The sequence below is a fragment of the Polaribacter sp. HaHaR_3_91 genome (genome assembly GCF_019278525.1).
Classification (GTDB): Bacteria; Bacteroidota; Bacteroidia; order Flavobacteriales; family Flavobacteriaceae; genus Polaribacter.
This window is the reverse complement of record NZ_CP058986.1, coordinates 1,010,379-1,029,477: the sequence shown is the minus strand read 5'-3', so window position 1 is coordinate 1,029,477 and position 19,099 is coordinate 1,010,379. Positions and strand designations below refer to the sequence as shown.

At 29.3% G+C, this 19,099-nt stretch carries 19 protein-coding genes and 1 tRNA gene; 3 read left to right on the top strand and 17 right to left on the bottom strand.

The genetic code is table 11. The features are described 5' to 3' along the window. Positions 1 to 2: 2 nt before the first annotated feature. Positions 3 to 728 carry a tRNA pseudouridine(38-40) synthase TruA gene (gene truA, locus H0I27_RS04165; protein WP_218732637.1) on the bottom strand — a complete coding sequence of 242 codons (726 nt, stop codon included), beginning with the start codon at positions 726 to 728 and terminating at the stop codon, positions 3 to 5. 100 nt (positions 729 to 828) lie between these two features. Here truA and H0I27_RS04160 point away from each other — a divergent pair, with 100 nt between their 5' ends. Further along, a complete protein-coding gene (locus H0I27_RS04160) occupies positions 829 to 1,326 on the top strand; it encodes a metallophosphoesterase (RefSeq protein ID WP_218732636.1) in 498 nt (165 codons plus the stop codon). Here the strand turns inward: H0I27_RS04160 and H0I27_RS04155 are convergent. The 4 genes from H0I27_RS04155 to H0I27_RS04140 form a co-directional block, all read right to left on the bottom strand. Next, on the bottom strand, positions 1,313 to 3,136 hold the full coding sequence (locus H0I27_RS04155) for a tetratricopeptide repeat-containing sensor histidine kinase (RefSeq protein ID WP_218732635.1): 1,824 nt from the start codon (positions 3,134 to 3,136) through the stop codon (positions 1,313 to 1,315). The two genes, H0I27_RS04160 and H0I27_RS04155, sit on opposite strands and share 14 nt — an antisense overlap. 11 nt (positions 3,137 to 3,147) lie before the next feature. After that, positions 3,148 to 3,837: a hypothetical protein gene (locus H0I27_RS04150; protein WP_218732634.1), complete on the bottom strand. Its 690-nt coding sequence runs from the start codon at positions 3,835 to 3,837 to the stop codon at positions 3,148 to 3,150. A 168-nt stretch (positions 3,838 to 4,005) separates the two neighbouring features. After that, positions 4,006 to 4,671, bottom strand: a complete 666-nt coding sequence (locus H0I27_RS04145) for a response regulator transcription factor (RefSeq protein ID WP_165733098.1) — start codon at positions 4,669 to 4,671, stop codon at positions 4,006 to 4,008. Between the two features lie 289 nt (positions 4,672 to 4,960). Beyond that, positions 4,961 to 5,392 (bottom strand): DUF4293 domain-containing protein, encoded by a 432-nt coding sequence (locus tag H0I27_RS04140; RefSeq protein ID WP_218732633.1) that lies wholly within the window; start codon positions 5,390 to 5,392, stop codon positions 4,961 to 4,963. A gap of 196 nt (positions 5,393 to 5,588) precedes the next feature. On the opposite strand from H0I27_RS04140, the gene rho reads away from it, so the two are divergent. Then, positions 5,589 to 7,298 (top strand): transcription termination factor Rho, encoded by a 1,710-nt coding sequence (rho, locus tag H0I27_RS04135; protein WP_218732632.1) that lies wholly within the window; start codon positions 5,589 to 5,591, stop codon positions 7,296 to 7,298. Positions 7,299 to 7,618: 320 nt separating this feature from the next. Here the strand turns inward: rho and H0I27_RS04130 are convergent, their stop codons facing one another. From H0I27_RS04130 to H0I27_RS04100, 7 genes are all read right to left on the bottom strand, one after another. After that, positions 7,619 to 9,709 carry a peptidylprolyl isomerase gene (locus H0I27_RS04130; protein ID WP_218732631.1) on the bottom strand — a complete coding sequence of 697 codons (2,091 nt, stop codon included), beginning with the start codon at positions 9,707 to 9,709 and terminating at the stop codon, positions 7,619 to 7,621. Positions 9,710 to 9,831: 122 nt separating this feature from the next. Next, complete coding sequence (locus H0I27_RS04125; protein ID WP_218732630.1) at positions 9,832 to 11,097, bottom strand: hemolysin family protein; 1,266 nt, start codon at positions 11,095 to 11,097, stop codon at positions 9,832 to 9,834. Positions 11,098 to 11,112: 15 nt separating this feature from the next. Beyond that, positions 11,113 to 11,310: a hypothetical protein gene (locus H0I27_RS04120; RefSeq protein ID WP_218732629.1), complete on the bottom strand. Its 198-nt coding sequence runs from the start codon at positions 11,308 to 11,310 to the stop codon at positions 11,113 to 11,115. A gap of 1 nt (position 11,311) precedes the next feature. Next, a complete protein-coding gene (lptC, locus tag H0I27_RS04115; protein WP_218732628.1) occupies positions 11,312 to 11,875 on the bottom strand; it encodes an LPS export ABC transporter periplasmic protein LptC in 564 nt (187 codons plus the stop codon). Between the two features lie 4 nt (positions 11,876 to 11,879). Beyond that, positions 11,880 to 13,202, bottom strand: coding sequence for a lipopolysaccharide assembly protein LapB (locus H0I27_RS04110; protein WP_218732627.1), 1,323 nt, complete (start codon positions 13,200 to 13,202; stop codon positions 11,880 to 11,882). A gap of 15 nt (positions 13,203 to 13,217) precedes the next feature. Beyond that, entirely contained in the window at positions 13,218 to 14,507 is a 1,290-nt protein-coding gene (locus tag H0I27_RS04105; RefSeq protein WP_218732626.1) for a hypothetical protein, read from the bottom strand. Further along, positions 14,504 to 15,235, bottom strand: a complete 732-nt coding sequence (locus tag H0I27_RS04100) for a type III pantothenate kinase (protein ID WP_368407324.1) — start codon at positions 15,233 to 15,235, stop codon at positions 14,504 to 14,506. The genes H0I27_RS04105 and H0I27_RS04100 overlap by 4 nt, the downstream gene beginning before the upstream one ends. Before the next feature lie 122 nt (positions 15,236 to 15,357). Between H0I27_RS04100 and H0I27_RS04095 the strand changes: the two genes are divergently transcribed. Beyond that, positions 15,358 to 15,430 (top strand) — tRNA-Phe (locus H0I27_RS04095). Between the two features lie 160 nt (positions 15,431 to 15,590). Here the strand turns inward: H0I27_RS04095 and H0I27_RS04090 are convergent. From H0I27_RS04090 to accC, 5 genes are all read right to left on the bottom strand, one after another. Next, entirely contained in the window at positions 15,591 to 16,298 is a 708-nt protein-coding gene (locus H0I27_RS04090; protein WP_218732625.1) for a LytTR family DNA-binding domain-containing protein, read from the bottom strand. Between the two features lie 14 nt (positions 16,299 to 16,312). Further along, positions 16,313 to 16,630 (bottom strand): Hpt domain-containing protein, encoded by a 318-nt coding sequence (locus H0I27_RS04085; RefSeq protein ID WP_218732624.1) that lies wholly within the window; start codon positions 16,628 to 16,630, stop codon positions 16,313 to 16,315. Between the two features lie 15 nt (positions 16,631 to 16,645). Beyond that, a complete protein-coding gene (locus tag H0I27_RS04080; protein WP_218732623.1) occupies positions 16,646 to 17,056 on the bottom strand; it encodes a response regulator in 411 nt (136 codons plus the stop codon). A 123-nt stretch (positions 17,057 to 17,179) separates the two neighbouring features. Continuing rightward, positions 17,180 to 17,629, bottom strand: a complete 450-nt coding sequence (locus H0I27_RS04075) for an Lrp/AsnC family transcriptional regulator (protein ID WP_218732622.1) — start codon at positions 17,627 to 17,629, stop codon at positions 17,180 to 17,182. A gap of 90 nt (positions 17,630 to 17,719) precedes the next feature. Further along, complete coding sequence (accC, locus tag H0I27_RS04070; protein ID WP_218732621.1) at positions 17,720 to 19,057, bottom strand: acetyl-CoA carboxylase biotin carboxylase subunit; 1,338 nt, start codon at positions 19,055 to 19,057, stop codon at positions 17,720 to 17,722. Positions 19,058 to 19,099: the final 42 nt, after the last annotated feature.

The following is a 19,099-nucleotide window of genomic DNA, read 5'->3' as shown; positions in this document are numbered from 1 at the left end:
ACTTAGTATTTTATATTTGTTAAAAACAATCCTTTTGCAGGAACTGATAAACCTGCGTTGCTTCTATTTTTACTTTCAATGATTTTTCTAAATTCTTCTTTTGATATTTTTTCGAGACCAACATCAACCAAAGTACCTACAATGGCTCTCACCATATTTCTTAAAAAACGATTTGCTGTTATATAAAACACCAATTCTTTTCCGTTTTGTTTCCAAACAGCTTCTGTAACATCACAATTATAGGTATACACATCTGTTTTCACTTTAGAAAAAGTCTGAAAATCTGTATATTCTAACAATAGTTTTGCGGCATCATTCATCAAATCTAAATTTAAATCTTGTGAATGTATTTGCCACGAAAAATCTAATAAAAAAGGATTTCTACCCATCCATATTTTATATTCATAACTTCTGCTAAGTGCTCCAAAGCGCGCATGTTTTTCATCATCAACGGCAAACACATTATAAACTACAATATCCATAGGAAGTAATGAGTTTAACTTGTGTGGAATATCTCCTTTTAGTGTTTTTTCTATATCAAAATGAGCAAACATTTGCGAGGCATGCACTCCGGTATCTGTTCTACCTGCTCCTACTACTTCAATCTTTTCTTGAAATATAATACTAACTGCTTTGTTTAATTTTTCTTGTACAGAGATTACATCTGGCTGAATTTGCCAACCATGATAATTTTTTCCGTTATAAGAAAGTTCTATAAAATACCTCAAGAAAGTCCGTTTTTGTAGCCATCAAAATTACGGAATTTATTTTGTTATGATTACATTTGAAGCCAATAGAGACGTTAAACTTTTCTAACTATTTCTTTTTATGAAGAAAATCTTATTATTATCTGATACTCATAGTTTTATTGATGCACAAATATTAAAGTTTGTAAAACAGGCAGATGAAGTTTGGCATGCTGGAGATATCGGAAATTTGGAAGTTACCGATACTATAAAAAAATTAAAACCTTTACGAGCTGTTTTTGGTAATATTGATGGAGCTGATGCTAGATCTGAATTTCCTTTAGACACAAAGTTTGAAGTTGAAAATGTTTCTGTTTGGATTACACATATTGGAGGGTATCCTAATAGATATGACCAGAGAATTCGTGAAGAAATAAAAGTAAATCCTCCAAAAATTTTTATCTCAGGACATTCTCATATTTTAAAAGTACAATATGATAAAAAACTGAATTTATTGCATTTAAATCCAGGTGCTGCAGGAAATCATGGTTTTCATAAAGTAAGAACCATGTTGCGTTTTACCTTAGAAAAAGGAAACGTACAAGATCTGGAAATTATAGAATTAGCTAAACGAGGTTAATTTTCTTTTTTTCTAAAATTGGCAGAATAACTTTAATTACAGTACCATTCTTAGGCGCAGTATCTATATGGAATTCTCCTTGCATCATTTGTATTCTAGCATCAATTTGATTTAACCCGAGTCCTTCTTTTTTTATTATCTTCTTTTTATCAAATCCAACACCGTCATCAGAAATTCTTAAATACAATTTACCATCCGATTCATCTAACTTAATCATTGCCTTTTCAGCCTTACTATGCTTTAAAATATTATTAATAAATTCTTGAATAATATTATATACTTTTATTTCAAAATTTTGTTCATATCTCCTTGTTTCACCTACTCTTGTATCAATCTTAATTTGAGAATTAGAATATTTATCTGCCATATCTTTTAAGGCATATTTTAAACCAAATTTTAACAATACAGAAGAAACTAGGGTATGAGATAAATCTCTTATAGTTTGAGATGCCTCCTTAATAATGTGTTGGCTCTTATCTATTTCTATAGGAATATCTCCTTTAAACAAACCTCTTGCAGCTTGTAAATGAAGGTTTGCAGATGATAAAAGAGCACTTACACTATCGTGTAAAGTTTCTGCTATTTGTTTTCGCTCAGATTCTTTACCATCTATAGTCGCATTTAGAATTCTTACTTGAGCATCTGATTTTATCTTTTCTAAATTTTGATACTGAACTAACTGTGTTTGTGTTAACTCTAAGCGTAAATTTTTCTGGCGAAGTTTATAGAAATTTAATACATATAATAATGTAATAATTATTATTAAACCACCTATACCAAGCATCCAAAATGTTCTTTGATTTTTTAGGCGTTTATTTTCTTCTTCTTTTAAAACTAATTTTTTAACTGTATCAACGTCGTATTCTGCCTTAATTGTTTTTACAATTCCTCTAATTTCAGTATCCCTTAGTTCATCTTTTATACCGTAAGATATTTCTTGAAATTCATATGCTTTGTAATCTTTTAACTTATACATAGCCCAAGATAAATTAGCATACAAACTAGCTTTAAACCTTACGGCTTTCGCACTATTATCATTCTTAATTAACTCTAAACCCTCTAAATAGATTTTTTTAGCTAAGTTAAAGTCTTCTTTAATTAAATAAATACTTGCTAGGTTACCTAAAGCAGCAGCTTGATTTATTTTATTATTATTCAATTTATGAATTTCTATAGATTTATTAGCATATTTAGTAGCTAAATCATACAAAGAATCATTTATATAGAAAGCGGATAAATTACTATATGCTTTGGCTTTAGTATCTAAATATGTTTTATTCAGATCATTAAAATCTAAAACTTTATAATAATAAAATAAGGTGCTATCCCTATACTTATTTAACTTATCTGTACCTTCTAAATAATCTCTTTCTTTAAGTTTGTGATAAGAACTACCTAAACGAAGATAATTTTGAATTAATAATAATTTTGCCTCTAAAATTTTATCATTATTATCTAATAATAGAGAGTCTTTTAACATGCTATCTACATTAATTCTAAAATACTTAATACCATCTTTAAAACTTAGTGTTTCATAAAAAATATTACCTATTATAAAGTTTGTTTTGTAAAATATACTGTTATTCCTATACTTAGAGCTATCTAATAAGATAAATGCGTTTTTTAAAGCTAAATCAAATTTTTTATCTTTATATAACTGATCTACACTTTTAAAACTTTTTATTAAGGTACTATCATTTAACTGCATAGAAAAAGAAGCTGTACTACTTACAGCTTCTTTTTCTATGGGTAATGCTTTAAAAACAACTCCAAAAAACAAAAATAAAAATACTTTATTTAAACCTTTCAATTATTATATATTTAATCTATAATTACTTCTGGTCTTCTTTCTTTAAAATAGGTATACCCAGCTTCACTTGATGATTTAGCCGAAGTATTATCTTCACGAATATGATTTACAAAATCAATCTTTAAAGCTTCACCTTCTATTTTTTCAAAAACCTTAGAAAAAACTGATTCATCAGACTTTCCTTCTTCTAAATGAACTTCATAAATATTTAATTCTTCATTAAAAACAAAATCTACTTTTACCTTATTCTTTACACTAAAATTTAAAGTATATGTTCCATTTTCGTTTCCAGAAATGCTATACTCAGATAACATGTCTTCGCTTTCAGTTTTAAAAAACTTAGCATCTTCATCTTTAATAGTAATTTGAGATTTCTTACTAGAATTAGTATCTACAAAACCTATCTTAAGCTGATTACCATCAATGGTAAAATCTTGAGTAACCTTACTGCTAAGTTTATTCTCTGATGGATATAAATAAATATAATTTGTATTCGTAGACTCATCTATAACATTTTCAATTGCTGCATTTGCATTTAAACTATAATCTAAAGAATATGTTCCATCAACATCTCTTTTAATTGTATGTGTTTTTAATAAATCTGTAGATTGTTCTTCCGGCAATACTGTTTCATTGAATGAGCAAGAAGTAAAAACTAATGTTAGCAAAACTAATACTGCAAATAAGTTAAAGTTTTTCATAAGGGAGATAATTAATATTATATTTAATTAGGGTTAACTATTCATATTTTTTGTAAGCTAGAATGTATGCAACAATTAGTGTTCTTTGAATTAGCTATTAAACTTTTTAGGGGAACGATTTATAAATAAATCAAAGTCTAATAGTTATTTATTTTAGGGGCATAAGAACTATACTATATTGTTTTTAACTGCATACATTGCCAAGCCTACTGCATTTTTTACTTTTAATTTTTTTAATAAACTTTTTCTATATGTTTCAATGGTGTTCCTACTAAGGTGCATTAAATCTGCCATCTCAATAGTACTATACTCTTTTGTGATTAATTTTAAAACATCTAATTCTCTCTCCGTTAGACTTTCTAACAAATATTTGTCTGGCACTTCTCCTTTAGGAACCATTTGACCGGATAAAGATTGTAATAACATTTTCTGAATATCATCACTAAAATATTGCTCGCCTTTTGCAACTGCTTTTATAGCATTTACAATATGTTCTCCAGCATTATTTTTAGAGATATACCCATTAGAACCAAGAGATAAAACTTCTTGAACAATTTTAAGATCATCATAACTAGATAAAATAATAACTTTTTGGTCTATTTTTCTTTTTCTAAAGTGCTTTAAAACTTCAAAACCATCTAGAACTGGCATTGTAATATCTAATATTAAAACATCTGCCGAGTTTTCTTTTTGATCAAACCAATCAATTACTTCTTGTCCTGTTAAAGAATATCCTTTAATTTCAATCTCTTTATCAGTATTTATTACAGCGATGATGCCCTCAATTAAAATTTTGTGATCATCTGCTACGTGAACGTATATCTTTTCTTTCATTATTATATTACAAATTTAGAGTACAGTTTATAAACTTACAATACCCATTTTTGGTGAAATTTCAATCTCACTGTTTTCAGTGAACCCTCTCACTGAAAACAGTGAGACTACTACACTACATATCTAACTTACAACACATTAACCCCTCACAGGATAATGTTATTTAAGTTAATAAAAATACAAATTAAATATTCAAATTAGATTTAAACTCTAGAAAGATCTAGAAAACAAAAAACCGAGAAATAAATTCTCGGTTTTTTTTCGCACTAAATATACTAATATGATAGGTTTATCGCAATCTATCTACAGATTTCACAAGATCTTCATCCTTTTTAATAGCTTTATTTGCCAAAACAATAAGCAAAATAACTAAAATTGGTAAGAACATCCCAATACCCTTCTCCGAAATCGAAACTTCTCCAGGTAAAGTTAGAGATACATAAATCAATAATCCTAATAAAAAAAGATTGATCAAAATTACTAAACGCCCTACAACAAATTGTAACTTCCTATTTTTAAACAAAAAAATAGTTCCAAAAGATACGATTGCAGAAAGCAAATATAATAAAGGAATTACTTTTAAAAGCATAGAATCTCTAAAAAATAAATCCAAAGCAAAAATTTCTTCTTTAATAGTACTCCAAATATCAAATACAAATATCAAGCCTCCAGAAACGGCGGTTGCTAACAATAAATAGATACTCTGTATTCGTTGAATCATATTAAAAAATAGAAATACAAAAGTAGAACTTTCTTTTTTAAAAAGAAAACCTAAAACTTAAAAAATTTGCATATATTTGTAATATAGTAACCACCCATTAAATATTGTATAGTACTATATACAATACATAAACTCTAAAAAAATTATAATTAATCTTATCTAAATAAGGTTTACAATTTAACTTAACATATAACGAATGTTCGAAATCTCAGAACTAAAAGCAAAAACACTTGCTGATTTACAAGTAATTGCAAAATCTATTGGTCTATCTAAGACGAGTCAACTTAAAAAATTAGATTTAGTGTATCAAATATTAGATACACAAGCTGCAAACCCTGTAGATACTTCATCAACTCCTGTAACTGAAGTAAAACAAAAAACAGAAAAACCTAAAAGAAAAAGAGTTTCTAAAGCTACTGATTCTGTAAAAGCACCAAGCGAAGCAGAAACTGGACAACCTACTTTAGATACACCAGAAACAAAGGTAAAACAAGAAAAAACAATTCAACGTAAACCTAACCCTAGGAAAACAGTACAGAAAGAAACTGTACAAAAAGATGCTGAAGCAGAGACAGAAATTAAACCAAAGGCTACCAAAGAAAGAGTTGTTAAAAAAGTAGATAAACAGGAACCAAAACCTGCAAATACTCAAAACAAGACACAACCAAACAAGCCTCAACCAAAAACGAACGCACCAAAGAAAAACCCTAACCAAACTAGAGACAAAAACAACTCTAACAGAAGTAATGGTAATAAATCTGGAAACCGTTATAAAGATCCCGATTTCGAATTTGATGGAATTATTGAAAGTGAAGGTGTCTTAGAAATGATGCCAGATGGCTATGGTTTCTTACGTTCTTCTGACTATAACTACCTATCATCTCCAGATGATATTTATGTTTCTCAATCTCAAATTAAATTATTTGGATTAAAAACAGGAGACACCGTTAGAGGTAATGTTCGTCCACCAAAAGAAGGTGAAAAATATTTTCCATTAATTAGAGTATCAAAAATAAACGGATTAAATCCTAATTTAGTTAGAGACAGAGTATCTTTTGAGCACTTAACTCCGTTATTTCCTCAAGAAAAATTCAATTTAGCAGAAAAAGGAAGTTCTTTATCAACAAGAATTATCGATTTATTTTCTCCTTTAGGAAAAGGGCAAAGAGGTATGATTGTAGCACAACCTAAAACTGGTAAAACCATGTTATTAAAGGATGTGGCAAACGCAATTGCTGCAAATCACCCAGAAGTTTATCAGATAGTATTATTGATTGATGAGCGTCCGGAAGAGGTTACAGACATGAAACGTAATGTACGTGGAGAAGTTGTTGCTTCTACTTTTGATGAACCTGCAGACAAACACGTAAAAGTGGCCAATATTGTTTTAGAAAAAGCAAAACGTTTGGTAGAATGTGGGCATGATGTTGTTATTCTTTTAGATTCAATTACGCGTTTGGCAAGAGCTTACAATACCGTTGCACCAGCATCTGGTAAAATACTTTCTGGTGGTATCGATGCAAATGCATTACACAAACCAAAACGTTTCTTTGGAGCTGCTAGAAACATAGAAAATGGTGGTTCTTTAACCATTATTGCTACAGCACTTACAGAAACTGGTTCTAAAATGGACGAAGTAATTTTCGAAGAATTTAAAGGAACAGGTAACATGGAGCTTCAATTAGATAGAAATATATCTAACAGACGTATTTATCCTGCTATCGATTTAATTAAATCTTCTACAAGACGTGATGATTTATTATTAGACGCTAAAACTGTACAAAGAATGTGGGTTTTACGTAAATACCTTGCAGATATGAACCCTATTGAAGCAATGGAATTTATCAATGATAAAATTAAATTCTCTAAGAATAATGATGAGTTTTTAATCTCTATGAACGGTTAGAAATAACCTTTAGATAAAAATAAACTTTATAGAAAACCTTTTTGAGCAATCAAGAAGGTTTTTTTATTAGAAGCTATTTCTTGCTTGGAGTTTATCTTGAGAGCAGTCGAAAGGCACTCGCTTTTAATATTCCAAAAAGATAATAAAGAGCTCAAACAAATGCTTCAATCAGGGCTAAAACTACTTGCCTTTGTCACTACATAAACAAAGTAACAAGTTCACATCTATATAGATTTAAAAGCTCTATTGAGTTAAATCTAAAGCATAAAAAATCCGTTCAAAAAGTTGAACGGATTTTTATATTTTTAATAAAACTTATACTAGTTACTTCTGTATAAATCTGATCTGTAATCTTCTACATCAGCAGCATTTTTAATCGCCTCATAAATTGCAAAAGTTTTTGTTTTTCTAGACTCAGCAATACTCTTTCTAGTAGTTTCATAGTTTGGTAAAGCAGTTGGCAACTCTTTGTTTGTTACAGCAAAAGCATACACACCTCTATTACCTTCTATGTTTTTATAAACTTTATTAATTTCTGCGTTATACATAGCTCCTACAACCATAGGCTCTGAACCAGCACCAGACAACGTAGGACTTTTTAAATTAATACCACTTGCATTTCTAACATTGGTATTGTTCTCTTTAGCGATATCTGCTAACGTACTTCCATTAAATTTATCTGCAATTAATTTAGCTTTCTTTTGGTTTACTAAAATAGGCTTTACAGTATTTGTTGCTTTAGCAGCAGACATTAATCCTTTTTCAGTTTTAGCCGTTACAAAAGCAACCACATGACTACCTTCTAAATCGAAACGTTTAAAATCTCCAGGTTTAGTATCATTACTAAAAGCCCAAGAAATAATTTGTCTTTGGTTTCCTAAACCAGGTACATTTTCATCTAAAACTTTTAAACCAATAGCAGGTTTTGTAACATAGTTATTTTCTTTTGCTACTTCAAAAAACTTATTTTCTTTTGATGATGCTAAAGCAAATTGTTCTGATTTTTGAAAAATAGCATTTTCAGTAACTTCAGAAGCTATTATTTGTCTACTATAAGTAGCTAATTTTAAAGCTGTCTGATTGTTCTTTTGTCCATCAATCTTAATAATATGAAAACCAAATGGAGTTTCAACAACATCGATATCACCAGTACTTCCTTCAAAAACGAAGTCTCTAAATTCAGGTGTCATTCTGTTATAAGTAAACCAATCTAAATCTCCTCCTTTTGCACCAGAACCAAGATCCGATGACATTGTTTTAGCTAAGTCTTCAAATTTATTTTTGTTTCTTTTTACAACATTTAATATACTATCAGCTAAAACCTTAGCCTCATCTTGTGTTCTTGTTACATCTGCAGCAACTCTTTGAGCTCCTAAAAAAGGAATTAAAATATGACTTGCTCTAGCAGAGTCTGGCATACTAGTTACATCAGTAATTTTAGATATTTTAAAATATCCTTGTTCTTTATAAGGACCAAAAACATCTCCTTTAGCACCTTTAAAAATTTCCGAAGCTACTGTTGCATTAATCTCTTTTTGAAATTTAAAACTATCATCAATACTCGTATCAGAATCATTTTCGCTTAAAAATACACTTTCATTAGAAGTATTTTTAAAATCTTCAATTAATTCAGAAACACTAGCTTTAATAGCATTTTCATCTTCTGTTGTAGCAGCAACATTAAACTGTACATAAGAAATATCTCTAGACTCTTCTACTTTAAAATCGTTAGAGTTTGCTTTGATATAAGATTCTATTTCTCCTTTAGAAACAGAAACTAAACTATCTGCAATTGAAGTATAAGGTACAAATACAAATTGAGACGTTAATTTAGTATTATCTGCAAAATATTGAGACTCTCCCTCTTTTAAAGAAGCACCAAGACCTGCAGTAACTAGATTATTATATGTATTTCTCGATCCATTATCTCTAATTTGAGTCATGTAGTTAGACCAAGCTCCCCACATTTCTGGATTGTTTAATTTTGTATCGGCTAAAAATTGTTTGAATTTAACTTCATCAAAAAAGCCTACTTCATTTTGAAATTGAGGATTATCTTTTACTGAAGGAGCATTAATCACTTCATTCCAAACATCAGCTTCACCAACAGTAATTCCTGCTTCTGATAATTGATTTTGGTAGATTTTTTTTCTAACAATATTATCCCAAACATTTTTAGAGGCTTGCATTTCAGTAACACCGTTACCTACTTGTTGCTTATAGGCTTCTAATTCTCCTGTAAACTCTTGTAAAGAGATACTCTCTCCATTTATTTCACCTACTTGATTTACTTTACTTGAATCGAAAAAATCACCTAAAGTAGATGGGTCCAATACAAAAGCAAAAAGTGCTAAACCAATTATAATGATTAAGAACATTGAACGTTCTCTAATTTTTGATAAAATTGCCATACGAATTTATTTAATTTTCAGTTTGCGAATATACGATTTGGGATTTAATATTGCAATCGAATTTATACTTATTAGTAGTAATTAAATTGACTTATAATTAGTTCTAAAAACAAAGAGATTTATTAAGCATCTTCATCTACTATTTTTAAGCGTACTTCTTCTATTTTAGCACTACTCATTTTTAAGATTTTAATTTCAAAATCTTCAATATCAACCACTTCATTTTCTATAGGAATACTTTCTGTTTGCTCTATAATAAAGCCTCCTAAAGTTTCATAAGCTTCAGATTTTGGTATATTTAAACTATACTCTTCATTCAAATAATCTACCTCTAATCTTGCTGAAAAATTAAATTCTGTTTCAGATATTTTTTTTTCTAAAAATTCTTGAGTATCGTGCTCATCTTCAATTTCACCAAATAATTCTTCTACAATATCCTCTACGGTTATCATACCAGAAGTACCCCCATATTCATCAACAACAACAGCAACACTTTTACGTTTTTTCATTAAACTGTTTAAAATGTTGTTTATCATCATAGACTCGGGTACAATCTCTACTGGCAATAAAATAGATTTAATAGTTTTTGGTTTCTTAAATAATTCAAAAGCATTTACATACCCTATCACGTCATCTAAAGATGATTTATAAACTAACACTTTAGACAACCCCGAATCTATAAATATATTTTTTAAGTTCGCTACTTTTTCATGTAATTCAACTGCAACAATTTCGGTTCTAGGAACCATAACCTCTCTTGCTTTTACATTATGAAAGTCCAGTGCATTTTGAAAAATTTGTATTTCAGAATCTACTTCTTCATCATTATTACCTGTTTCTAATTGCTCAGTAATATAGTAACCTAACTCTTCTTTACTAAATTCCGTCTGTTGCTCTTCTGCATCTGTTTTAAAGAATACACGCAGAAAAAAATCTGAAATAAAAGAAATAATTTCAGAAAAAAAATGAAATAAAACGTAAAAAAAATAGGCAGGTACAGCAAATAATTTTAAAACCTCATTTGCATAGATTCTAAAAATAGCTTTTGGTAAAAACTCTGCAGTAATTAGTATTATTATGGTAGATATAATTGTTTGTAAAAGAAGCGTAGTAAACTCATTATAGGTATTTAAGGGAAGAATTCTAATTAAGAATCCGCCCATATAATAACTGTAAATTACCAAAGAAATATTATTACCAACTAACATGGTAGTAATAAATTTTGATGATTTTTGAGTAATTTTATTAAGAACACTAGGTATAAAGCCTTCTCTTTTTTTCTCTAATTCTATATGCAGCTTATTAGCAGAAACAAATGCTATTTCCATTCCCGAAAAGAAAGCGGAAAGAATAATAGAGGTCAATATTATGATAATTTCAATTTCCATTAAGAAATTTATAATCTATTTTTGGTTATTTCTAGTTTCTACTTTTTTTCTAAAATGTCTTTTAAAGAAAAAAACTAAGATAATAAAAATAGAAGCACCAAAAAACATATAAGATTTCTGCCTATCTGCTCCCCAACTAAGAAAACCTTCTACCAAACATATTAAAGCGACTACTAAATAGCCATATTGAAAAAATTTCCAAACTGTATTCATATTATTCTCCTTCTGATGTTAGTAATCTTCCTGTTGTTTTCTTTGCTAAATGCTTACTTAAATCTTCTTTACACTCAAACCCAACACCATATATAGTATCTTTTAAAGTGGTTAAAGTAAATGCTTTTTCTGAAAAAAAGTACTTAGTATTTTGATCCCAAAATAATTGTTCTGTTTCTAATTTAGAATTTTCTTTAGGATTTACAACTACCACATTTCCTTTTATTTCAGAAATCTGAGTGTTTGTATATGATAATGCATAATTTCCTGAAATAGTAACAGAGTCCATTCCATCAAAATTTATAATTTCAATACCTTCTGGAAATTCGTTATAAGGATGTTGTTTTCTATTACTAAAATCATACAATAACGGCGTAATTAGTTTTGATGTAATTCTACCAGAGTCCTTATATACATGGAGTGCATCTTTAGCAATTCCGATAGGCAAATTCTTAGACACCAAAAAATCCCTCACTTCCTTCGTATTGTTAGAGCAAGAAAAAAGCATTACTGTAACAAATAATACAGTAATGCTTTTATATAATATTTTTTCTGTGTTTTTCAAAAAATTAATTTGAAGGTACTCTTACTGTTTCACCAATCCAACATTTTAGAGTATAGCTACTACCAGGAGTAACACCTGCAGTAAAAACAACTTTAGAACTTGGTACATTAGCTCTATAACTTCTAATATATGAACCTGCAGTAGACGAAATACTAGGATCTACAGATGCAGCTCTTTGTGCTTGATTTAAAGCAGCAACATATACCATTCTTTTTTCAAATTCATTATCACCACAATTATTTACACTAGACTGGTATAATCTTGCAATAAATAAATATGCTTTACCATAGTTAGGGTTAAAACGTAAAGCTTCTCTTGCTAAACCTCTAGCTTTACTTAATTGACCTCTAGACTTAGCTGATTGAGCGAATTTTAATTTATACTTTGCTTTCTTTAAAGGATCTGTTTCTAAATCGAAAGATTTTTCTCTCATTTCATTAGCCCCAGCTGTATCTCCATTATCTTCTAAAACACTAGCCAAAAATGAATATGCTTCAGGAGAAGGAGATGCTTCGGCATAAGCTCTAACTAATTCTTGGTACAAAGGATCTTCTTGACAGTCTTTGTTAAACATTCTAGAAACTGATCTTTTTAACCAAACAGCATTAGATTTATTTTCTTCAAAATCTCTTTTGTAAATAGGTATTAATCTTTCGCAAGTTGCTATTTCTGAAATAATATTATCTAAACCTCCTTCTACAGTACCCAATGCTCTTGAGTTTGTCGAATATGCATGTATTAATTTTTTGTTAGCTACAGAATCTTTAGAAAGTTCTTTTAGTCTAGCCGCATATCCTTCCAATTTTGTACCTACAGATTCTAAAACATCATCATAAGTATCAAATACTTTTTGAGGATCTGTGTCTTTATTTCTATCTGTAACTCCTTGAAAATAGATATACAAGTTTTTTACTCCCATTTTAGCAGGATCGATATTATATCCTTTTTCTAAAATAGCAAAGACTTCATCATCAGATGCTAATTTGTTATCTAACAAATAAGTTGCATAATCACTATGTAATTTTGCTGGATTGTCTTTAGGAAAATACTGTAATCTTTGCTCATAAACTCTTTTTGCTAAAACAGGGTCTTTTCTAACATCTTCTGCTAAAGTAGAACCTAACTTGTAAATATTTACAGATAAATCTTTACAATTATCCATTAAATAAATCCAGTTTGTATAAGCTTCTTCATACTTTTTAGATTGGAAATCTCCTTTAAAAAGATTATACTTAATAGTACATTCTCTTTTTGCATCGTCTTGCGCATTTGTTTTTGCTGATGCCAATAACAACATTGCAGCTAGTAAAAACGTAATTTTCTTCATTTTGTTAGTTTTTTGTTAATCTATTTTTCTTTTCTGAAACCAATTAGTATCTGTCAAAGATAAACTTAATCTAAAATTAAAATAATTTTCTTTAATTAAATTATTAGCAGTTGTACCTCTTTGACCAAATTCAAATCCCATATTTACTGAGGATAATTGTTTCAGTGGTAAACCTAAACCAAAAGATATGCCAAAGTCGTCTACAGCGGTAAAATTTGTATATGGAGTTGTTCCATCTACTAATAACCCTGTCTTTTCTAAACGAACACCTGCTCTATAAGTAACTCTTTCCCAGTAATTTGAAATTGAATTAATTTTAGGAATATAAAATCCACCTAAAGAAATTCTATTTGACTCACCATACGTGTAAGCATTGTTAGAAGTAGCTAAAAAGCCTGTATTTTCTATAGCATCTTGTTGTTCGTACTCTAAACCAACGTACCATTGATCATCTTTTCCTACTCCTGCACCTAAAGTTGCTTTTAATGGTAATTTATAATTTCCACTAATTTCTGATTGCGAAATGGTATCTCTTCCAAATTCTCCTCCAGTATTAGTTATAGTAAGAGAGTATAAATAATCATCTCCGGTAACTTCTAAATCATTACCCATTTTAAGAGTAGCTCCACCGCTTATAATCAGTTTATTTTTAAGTGCTTTTTTATATTGTGCTCCTAGTGTAACCGATCCACCTCTAACAATAGTAGCTTCCTTATATTTTGTAGCTAAAGCAACTCCTAACCTTTCATTAAGAATACTATTATCTATACTTCCAAATTTATAATCTAATTCTACCCCTAAAGATAATTCTTTATACACTTTTATACCAAAACTAGTGTAAATTCTACTTACACCGCCATCACCAGTAAAACGAGTTCTCTCTAAAATATTTTCTTCGTCATCTAAAATAGAATTAGATAAAGAATAACCCACAGAAGATACGGGTTGTAATCCAAAAGACATACCTGCTTTCTTACCGATAGGAAAAGCCAAAGCAAAATAACTTAAACTAGTAGAGTTTGAAGACTGTTTAACACCGTCGTTCTCTACTGATAATTTATTATTTAACAAACCAAAAGAATATGTTGTATATCTTAAGTTAGCATACGCTGCAGGATTTGTAAAGTTTAAATATTTGTAGTGGTTAAAAGCAACTCCAATACCACCCATTGCACTTTGTTCTACTGTAACAGGGTTAAATTCATCTCCTATACCAAAAAAAGAGTATGGTGATGAACTTGTTCTTTGAGCTGTTAAAGCTGAAGAGGTTATTAGTATAAAAACTAATAATATGTTTCTAATCATTTGTCTATATTAAATATCAATATTCTATTTAATCCTTGAAGAAGAAAATTTTTCTTGGCAAATATGCTACTTTTTAATTGCTTTGACAAGAATTTTGTGTCTCCTCCTGTTAAAACGACTGTTAAATCCATATATTTCTTTTTATATTGATTAATTACACCATCAATTTCTTGAACCACTCCATTTACAACACCAGAATTCATACTTTCTTTGGTGTCACGACCAATAAAACTATTCACTTCATCTTTTTGCAGCAATGGTAAATTTGCGGTAAAATGATTTAAAGAATCAAACCTCATTTTTATTCCCGGAGAAATTGCACCACCTAAGTATTCTGACTTACTATTCACAAAATCGAAAGTAATACAAGTACCAGCATCTATAATTAATGTGTTTTTTTCAGGAAACTCATTTACGCCCCCCACAACCAATGCAATTCTATCTACTCCTAAAGTTGTTGGTGTTTTATACAAATTAACAAAAGGAACATTCGTCGAAGAGGACAAAATCGTCAATTGCATTAAATATTGAAGCTTATTCAACGTTTTTTCTGATATAAAACTAACCGAAGACAAGATTCCTTGACTAATTTTATATTTTTTTAAAATTTTTTTTATTTCTGATAAAATTTTTTTCTGGTCAATAAAAACCACTTCTAAAATGGTATCACCCTCAAACACAGCAGCCTTAACTCTTGTATTACCTGCATCAATTATTAAATTCATCATTACTATATTTATAAAAATCAAAAATACAATACATTTTTTTAAAAAGATGCTTGCACATCTTAAAAAAGGTTGTATATTTGCCACCGCTAAGGGAAAGATATTAATCTAACTTCTAAAGTAATGGTACCTTAGCTCAGTTGGTAGAGCAAAGGACTGAAAATCCTTGTGTCCCTGGTTCGATTCCTGGAGGTACCACTTAAAACCCTATAAACAATATGTTTATAGGGTTTTTACTTTTTAGGATACTAAATAAAAAAGGTGTTATCTAAAATTTAGAAACACCTCAATACTATAAACAAACCATAGTAAATCCTAGATTATTTAATTAAAACGAAATTTAATATTTAAAAGAATGTTAAAGTAAATTCAACCTTCTCATCAATTCACTTTTATTAGATCTACTAATTGGTATTACACTTTTTTGAATAAGTACGCTGTTATCCTCAATATCTACAATCTCAGAAATATTAATAATAAAAGACCTATGTATTCTAAGAAATAAAGAAGAAGGTAGTTTATCTTCTATTTTTTTTAATGTTGAATGTACTATATAGCTCTTACTATCTGTTCTAATGCTAATATAATCTCCTTTTGCCTCTACAAAACAAATACTAGGAATATTAATTTTAACAAGCCTTCTCTCTACACTTACATAAATAAAATCAGAACCTTCCTTTGAAGAATTAGTTACGCTCTTGGAACTGCCTGCTTTTTCTAAACTAGCTAATTTTTGCAAAGACTTATTAAACCTTGTTTTAGCAATAGGCTTTACAAGATAATCTACTACACAGTCATATTCAAATGCCTGAAGCGCGAAATTTTTATCTGATGTTGTTAAAATTATTTTTGGTGGAGATTTTAAAGTTTGAATAAAGTCGAAACCAGAAAATGTAGGCATGTGAATATCTAAAAATATTAAATCTACTTCATTTGAGTTAAGGTATTTTATAGCCTCTATAGCAGAACCAAACTCCTCTAAAACAGCAACCTCCTTAAAATCGGCACATAGCTTTTTAATAATCAGTCTTGCTGTTGCATCATCATCAATTACTATACAATTCATACTATTTTTAAAAATTATTCGACTTTTAAATATACATGAATTTTGTTTAAAACATTTATAAAATCGGTATATAATTTGGTATCATTATTTTTTAAATCTTTTTCAAATTTAGAAGCTAATTCAGTACCTTTTTTTAATCCTAAAATACTAATTTTATGTTTTATCTTATGTACTTTGTCTGCAGCTTCTGAGTACTCTTTATTATTATAATGTTTATTAAAAAGTAAACATTCTTCTGGAAATTCATTTTTTAAAACAATTAAAATACTCTCTTCAAATTCTTTATCTCCTCCAGAAAGATCTTTTATATAACTTAAATTAGGTTCTTCCATCTTTGTTCATATTATTTATTCTTTAATAAGTTTATTCTCTTTCCAATAATTTAATAGTGATACTACTTTTTTAGAATAATCAGAAAATTGTAACGGCTTTGTAAAAAAGCCCGAAACTCCAAAATCATAACATCTTTTTAATTCTGTATCATCTTCAGAATTAGACATAACTATTATAGGGATATTTCTAAATTTAACATTAGATTTTAAATTACTTAAAAAATCTAACCCATTCATTTCCGGCATATGCAAATCCATAATAATAATATTAAAAGAATGTTCTGCTTTATTTAAAATACGTAATGCTTGTTTACCATCTTTTGCTTCTACTACTTTAGAGCGGCAATTATTATAATTACACACCTTTTTAAACTTCATTCTTTCTATTTCATCATCATCAACAAGTAATATGGAGAGAAAGTTCATATTTTCTTACATTTTATTTTAAGATGATGTAAAAATGAACTAATAAAATTAAAAAAAAATATTTGTTAGCTTATTTGAAGTAAAAACTCGTTAAGTGGTAAAGATTTAATGTTTAATATAATGCTATACATAAACCTGTCTATCAATTTTATGATTGAGAGAAATGAATGTTTCAAACTTAGTAACACCATTAATCACTTTTATTTTAGTATCTAACAAACACATTAAGTCTTCATTATCTTTACATAATACTTTTATAAAAATTGTAAAATTACCCGTTGTATAATGGCATTCTACAACTTCTCTAACTTCTTTAAGCCTCTTTATAATTGATGATAACACTGCGGTAGTTTCTAAATAAACACCTACAAAAGCAATTGTAGTATACCCCAAAGCTTCTGGATTTATCTTCATTTGGTAACCATCGATTAATTTAGATTTCTCTAATTTTCTTAACCTTTGATGAATTGCTGCTCCAGATATACCAATATCTCTTGCAATACTTAAAATAGGTACTCTTGCATCTTTTACTAAACTTCTTATAATTTTTTTATCAATACCGTCTATCTTCATCTTTATATCTTAGACCATAAAGGTAAAAAAAATAGAGAACACAAATTGTGTTCTCTATTTTAATATCAATTTAAACTTAAATCTTATGTATTATTTCATTTCGAAATCTTCCATAAATTTAGTTGTATAGTTTCCTGCAACATAATCTGGATGATCCATTAATTGTCTATGGAAAGGAATTGTTGTTTTAACACCTTCTATTACAAACTCATCTAATGCGCGTTTCATTTTATTAATAGCTTCTTCTCTTGTTTGAGCAGTAGTTATTAATTTCGCAATCATAGAGTCGTAATTTGGTGGAATCATATACCCTGCATACACATGAGTATCTACTCTTACTCCATGTCCTCCTGGAGAGTGAAAAGTTGCAATCTTTCCTGGAGCTGGCCTAAAGTTGTTATACGGATCTTCTGCGTTAATTCTACATTCTATAGAGTGCATTTGAGGAAAATAATTTTTTCCAGAAATTGGTACACCTGCAGCTACCAAAATTTGCTCTCTAATTAAATCGTAATTTACTACTTCTTCCGTAATAGGGTGCTCTACTTGTATACGAGTATTCATCTCCATAAAGAAGAAGTTTCTATGCTTATCTACTAAAAATTCTACAGTTCCAGCACCTTCATACTTTATAAACTCTGCTGCTTTTACAGCTGCAGTACCCATTTTCTTTCTTAAAGCATCTGTCATAAAAGGAGAAGGAGTTTCCTCTGTTAACTTTTGATGACGACGTTGCACAGAACAGTCTCTTTCTGATAAATGACAAGCTTTCCCGTAAGAATCTCCAACAATTTGAATCTCTATATGTCTAGGCTCTTCAATAAGCTTCTCCATATACATATCATCATTACCAAAAGCTGCTTTACTTTCATGTCTTGCAGAATCCCAAGCATCTTTTAAATCTTCTGGCTTCCAAACAGCACGCATTCCTTTACCCCCACCTCCTGCAGAAGCTTTTAACATTACTGGATAACCAGTTTCTATAGCTGTTTTTTCACAACTTTCAAAGTCTTCAATAACACCTTCACTTCCTGGTACACAAGGTACACCTGCAGCAATCATGGTAGATTTAGCATTCGCTTTATCTCCCATTTGATCAATCATATCACCTGTTGCTCCAATAAATTTTATATTATGCTCTTCACATAATCTAGCAAACTTAGCATTTTCAGATAAAAATCCGTAACCAGGGTGAATAGCATCTGCATTTGTAATTTCTGCAGCTGCAATAATATTAGACATTTTTAAGTAAGACTCAGAACTTGGTGCTGGACCAATACAAACTGCTTCATCTGCAAATCTTACGTGCAAACTTTCTGCATCCGCAGTAGAATATACTGCTACAGTTTTAATGCCCATTTCTTTACAGGTTCTAATAACACGAAGTGCTATCTCCCCTCTATTGGCAATTAATATTTTTTTAAACATAATTTAAGAGTTATAAGTTATAAGTTATAAGATTTTGAGTTA

Bases quoted from the DNA above. Each gene is read 5' to 3' on its own strand.
- H0I27_RS04075 (WP_218732622.1), bottom strand. From the start codon at position 17,629: ATGAAGATAGACGGTATTGATAAAAAAATTATAAGAAGTTTAGTAAAA.
- H0I27_RS04090 (WP_218732625.1), bottom strand. From the start codon at position 16,298: ATGAATTGTATAGTAATTGATGATGATGCAACAGCAAGACTGATTATT.
- H0I27_RS04110 (WP_218732627.1), bottom strand. From the start codon at position 13,202: ATGAAGAAAATTACGTTTTTACTAGCTGCAATGTTGTTATTGGCATCA.
- H0I27_RS04085 (WP_218732624.1), bottom strand. From the start codon at position 16,630: ATGGAAGAACCTAATTTAAGTTATATAAAAGATCTTTCTGGAGGAGAT.
- rho (WP_218732632.1), top strand. From the start codon at position 5,589: ATGTTCGAAATCTCAGAACTAAAAGCAAAAACACTTGCTGATTTACAA.
- H0I27_RS04140 (WP_218732633.1), bottom strand. From the start codon at position 5,392: ATGATTCAACGAATACAGAGTATCTATTTATTGTTAGCAACCGCCGTT.
- H0I27_RS04105 (WP_218732626.1), bottom strand. From the start codon at position 14,507: ATGATTAGAAACATATTATTAGTTTTTATACTAATAACCTCTTCAGCT.
- H0I27_RS04160 (WP_218732636.1), top strand. From the start codon at position 829: ATGAAGAAAATCTTATTATTATCTGATACTCATAGTTTTATTGATGCA.
- H0I27_RS04150 (WP_218732634.1), bottom strand. From the start codon at position 3,837: ATGAAAAACTTTAACTTATTTGCAGTATTAGTTTTGCTAACATTAGTT.
- H0I27_RS04125 (WP_218732630.1), bottom strand. From the start codon at position 11,097: ATGGAAATTGAAATTATCATAATATTGACCTCTATTATTCTTTCCGCT.
- H0I27_RS04130 (WP_218732631.1), bottom strand. From the start codon at position 9,709: ATGGCAATTTTATCAAAAATTAGAGAACGTTCAATGTTCTTAATCATT.
- H0I27_RS04080 (WP_218732623.1), bottom strand. From the start codon at position 17,056: ATGAACTTTCTCTCCATATTACTTGTTGATGATGATGAAATAGAAAGA.
- accC (WP_218732621.1), bottom strand. From the start codon at position 19,057: ATGTTTAAAAAAATATTAATTGCCAATAGAGGGGAGATAGCACTTCGT.
- H0I27_RS04145 (WP_165733098.1), bottom strand. From the start codon at position 4,671: ATGAAAGAAAAGATATACGTTCACGTAGCAGATGATCACAAAATTTTA.
- H0I27_RS04120 (WP_218732629.1), bottom strand. From the start codon at position 11,310: ATGAATACAGTTTGGAAATTTTTTCAATATGGCTATTTAGTAGTCGCT.
- H0I27_RS04100 (WP_368407324.1), bottom strand. From the start codon at position 15,235: ATGATGAATTTAATAATTGATGCAGGTAATACAAGAGTTAAGGCTGCT.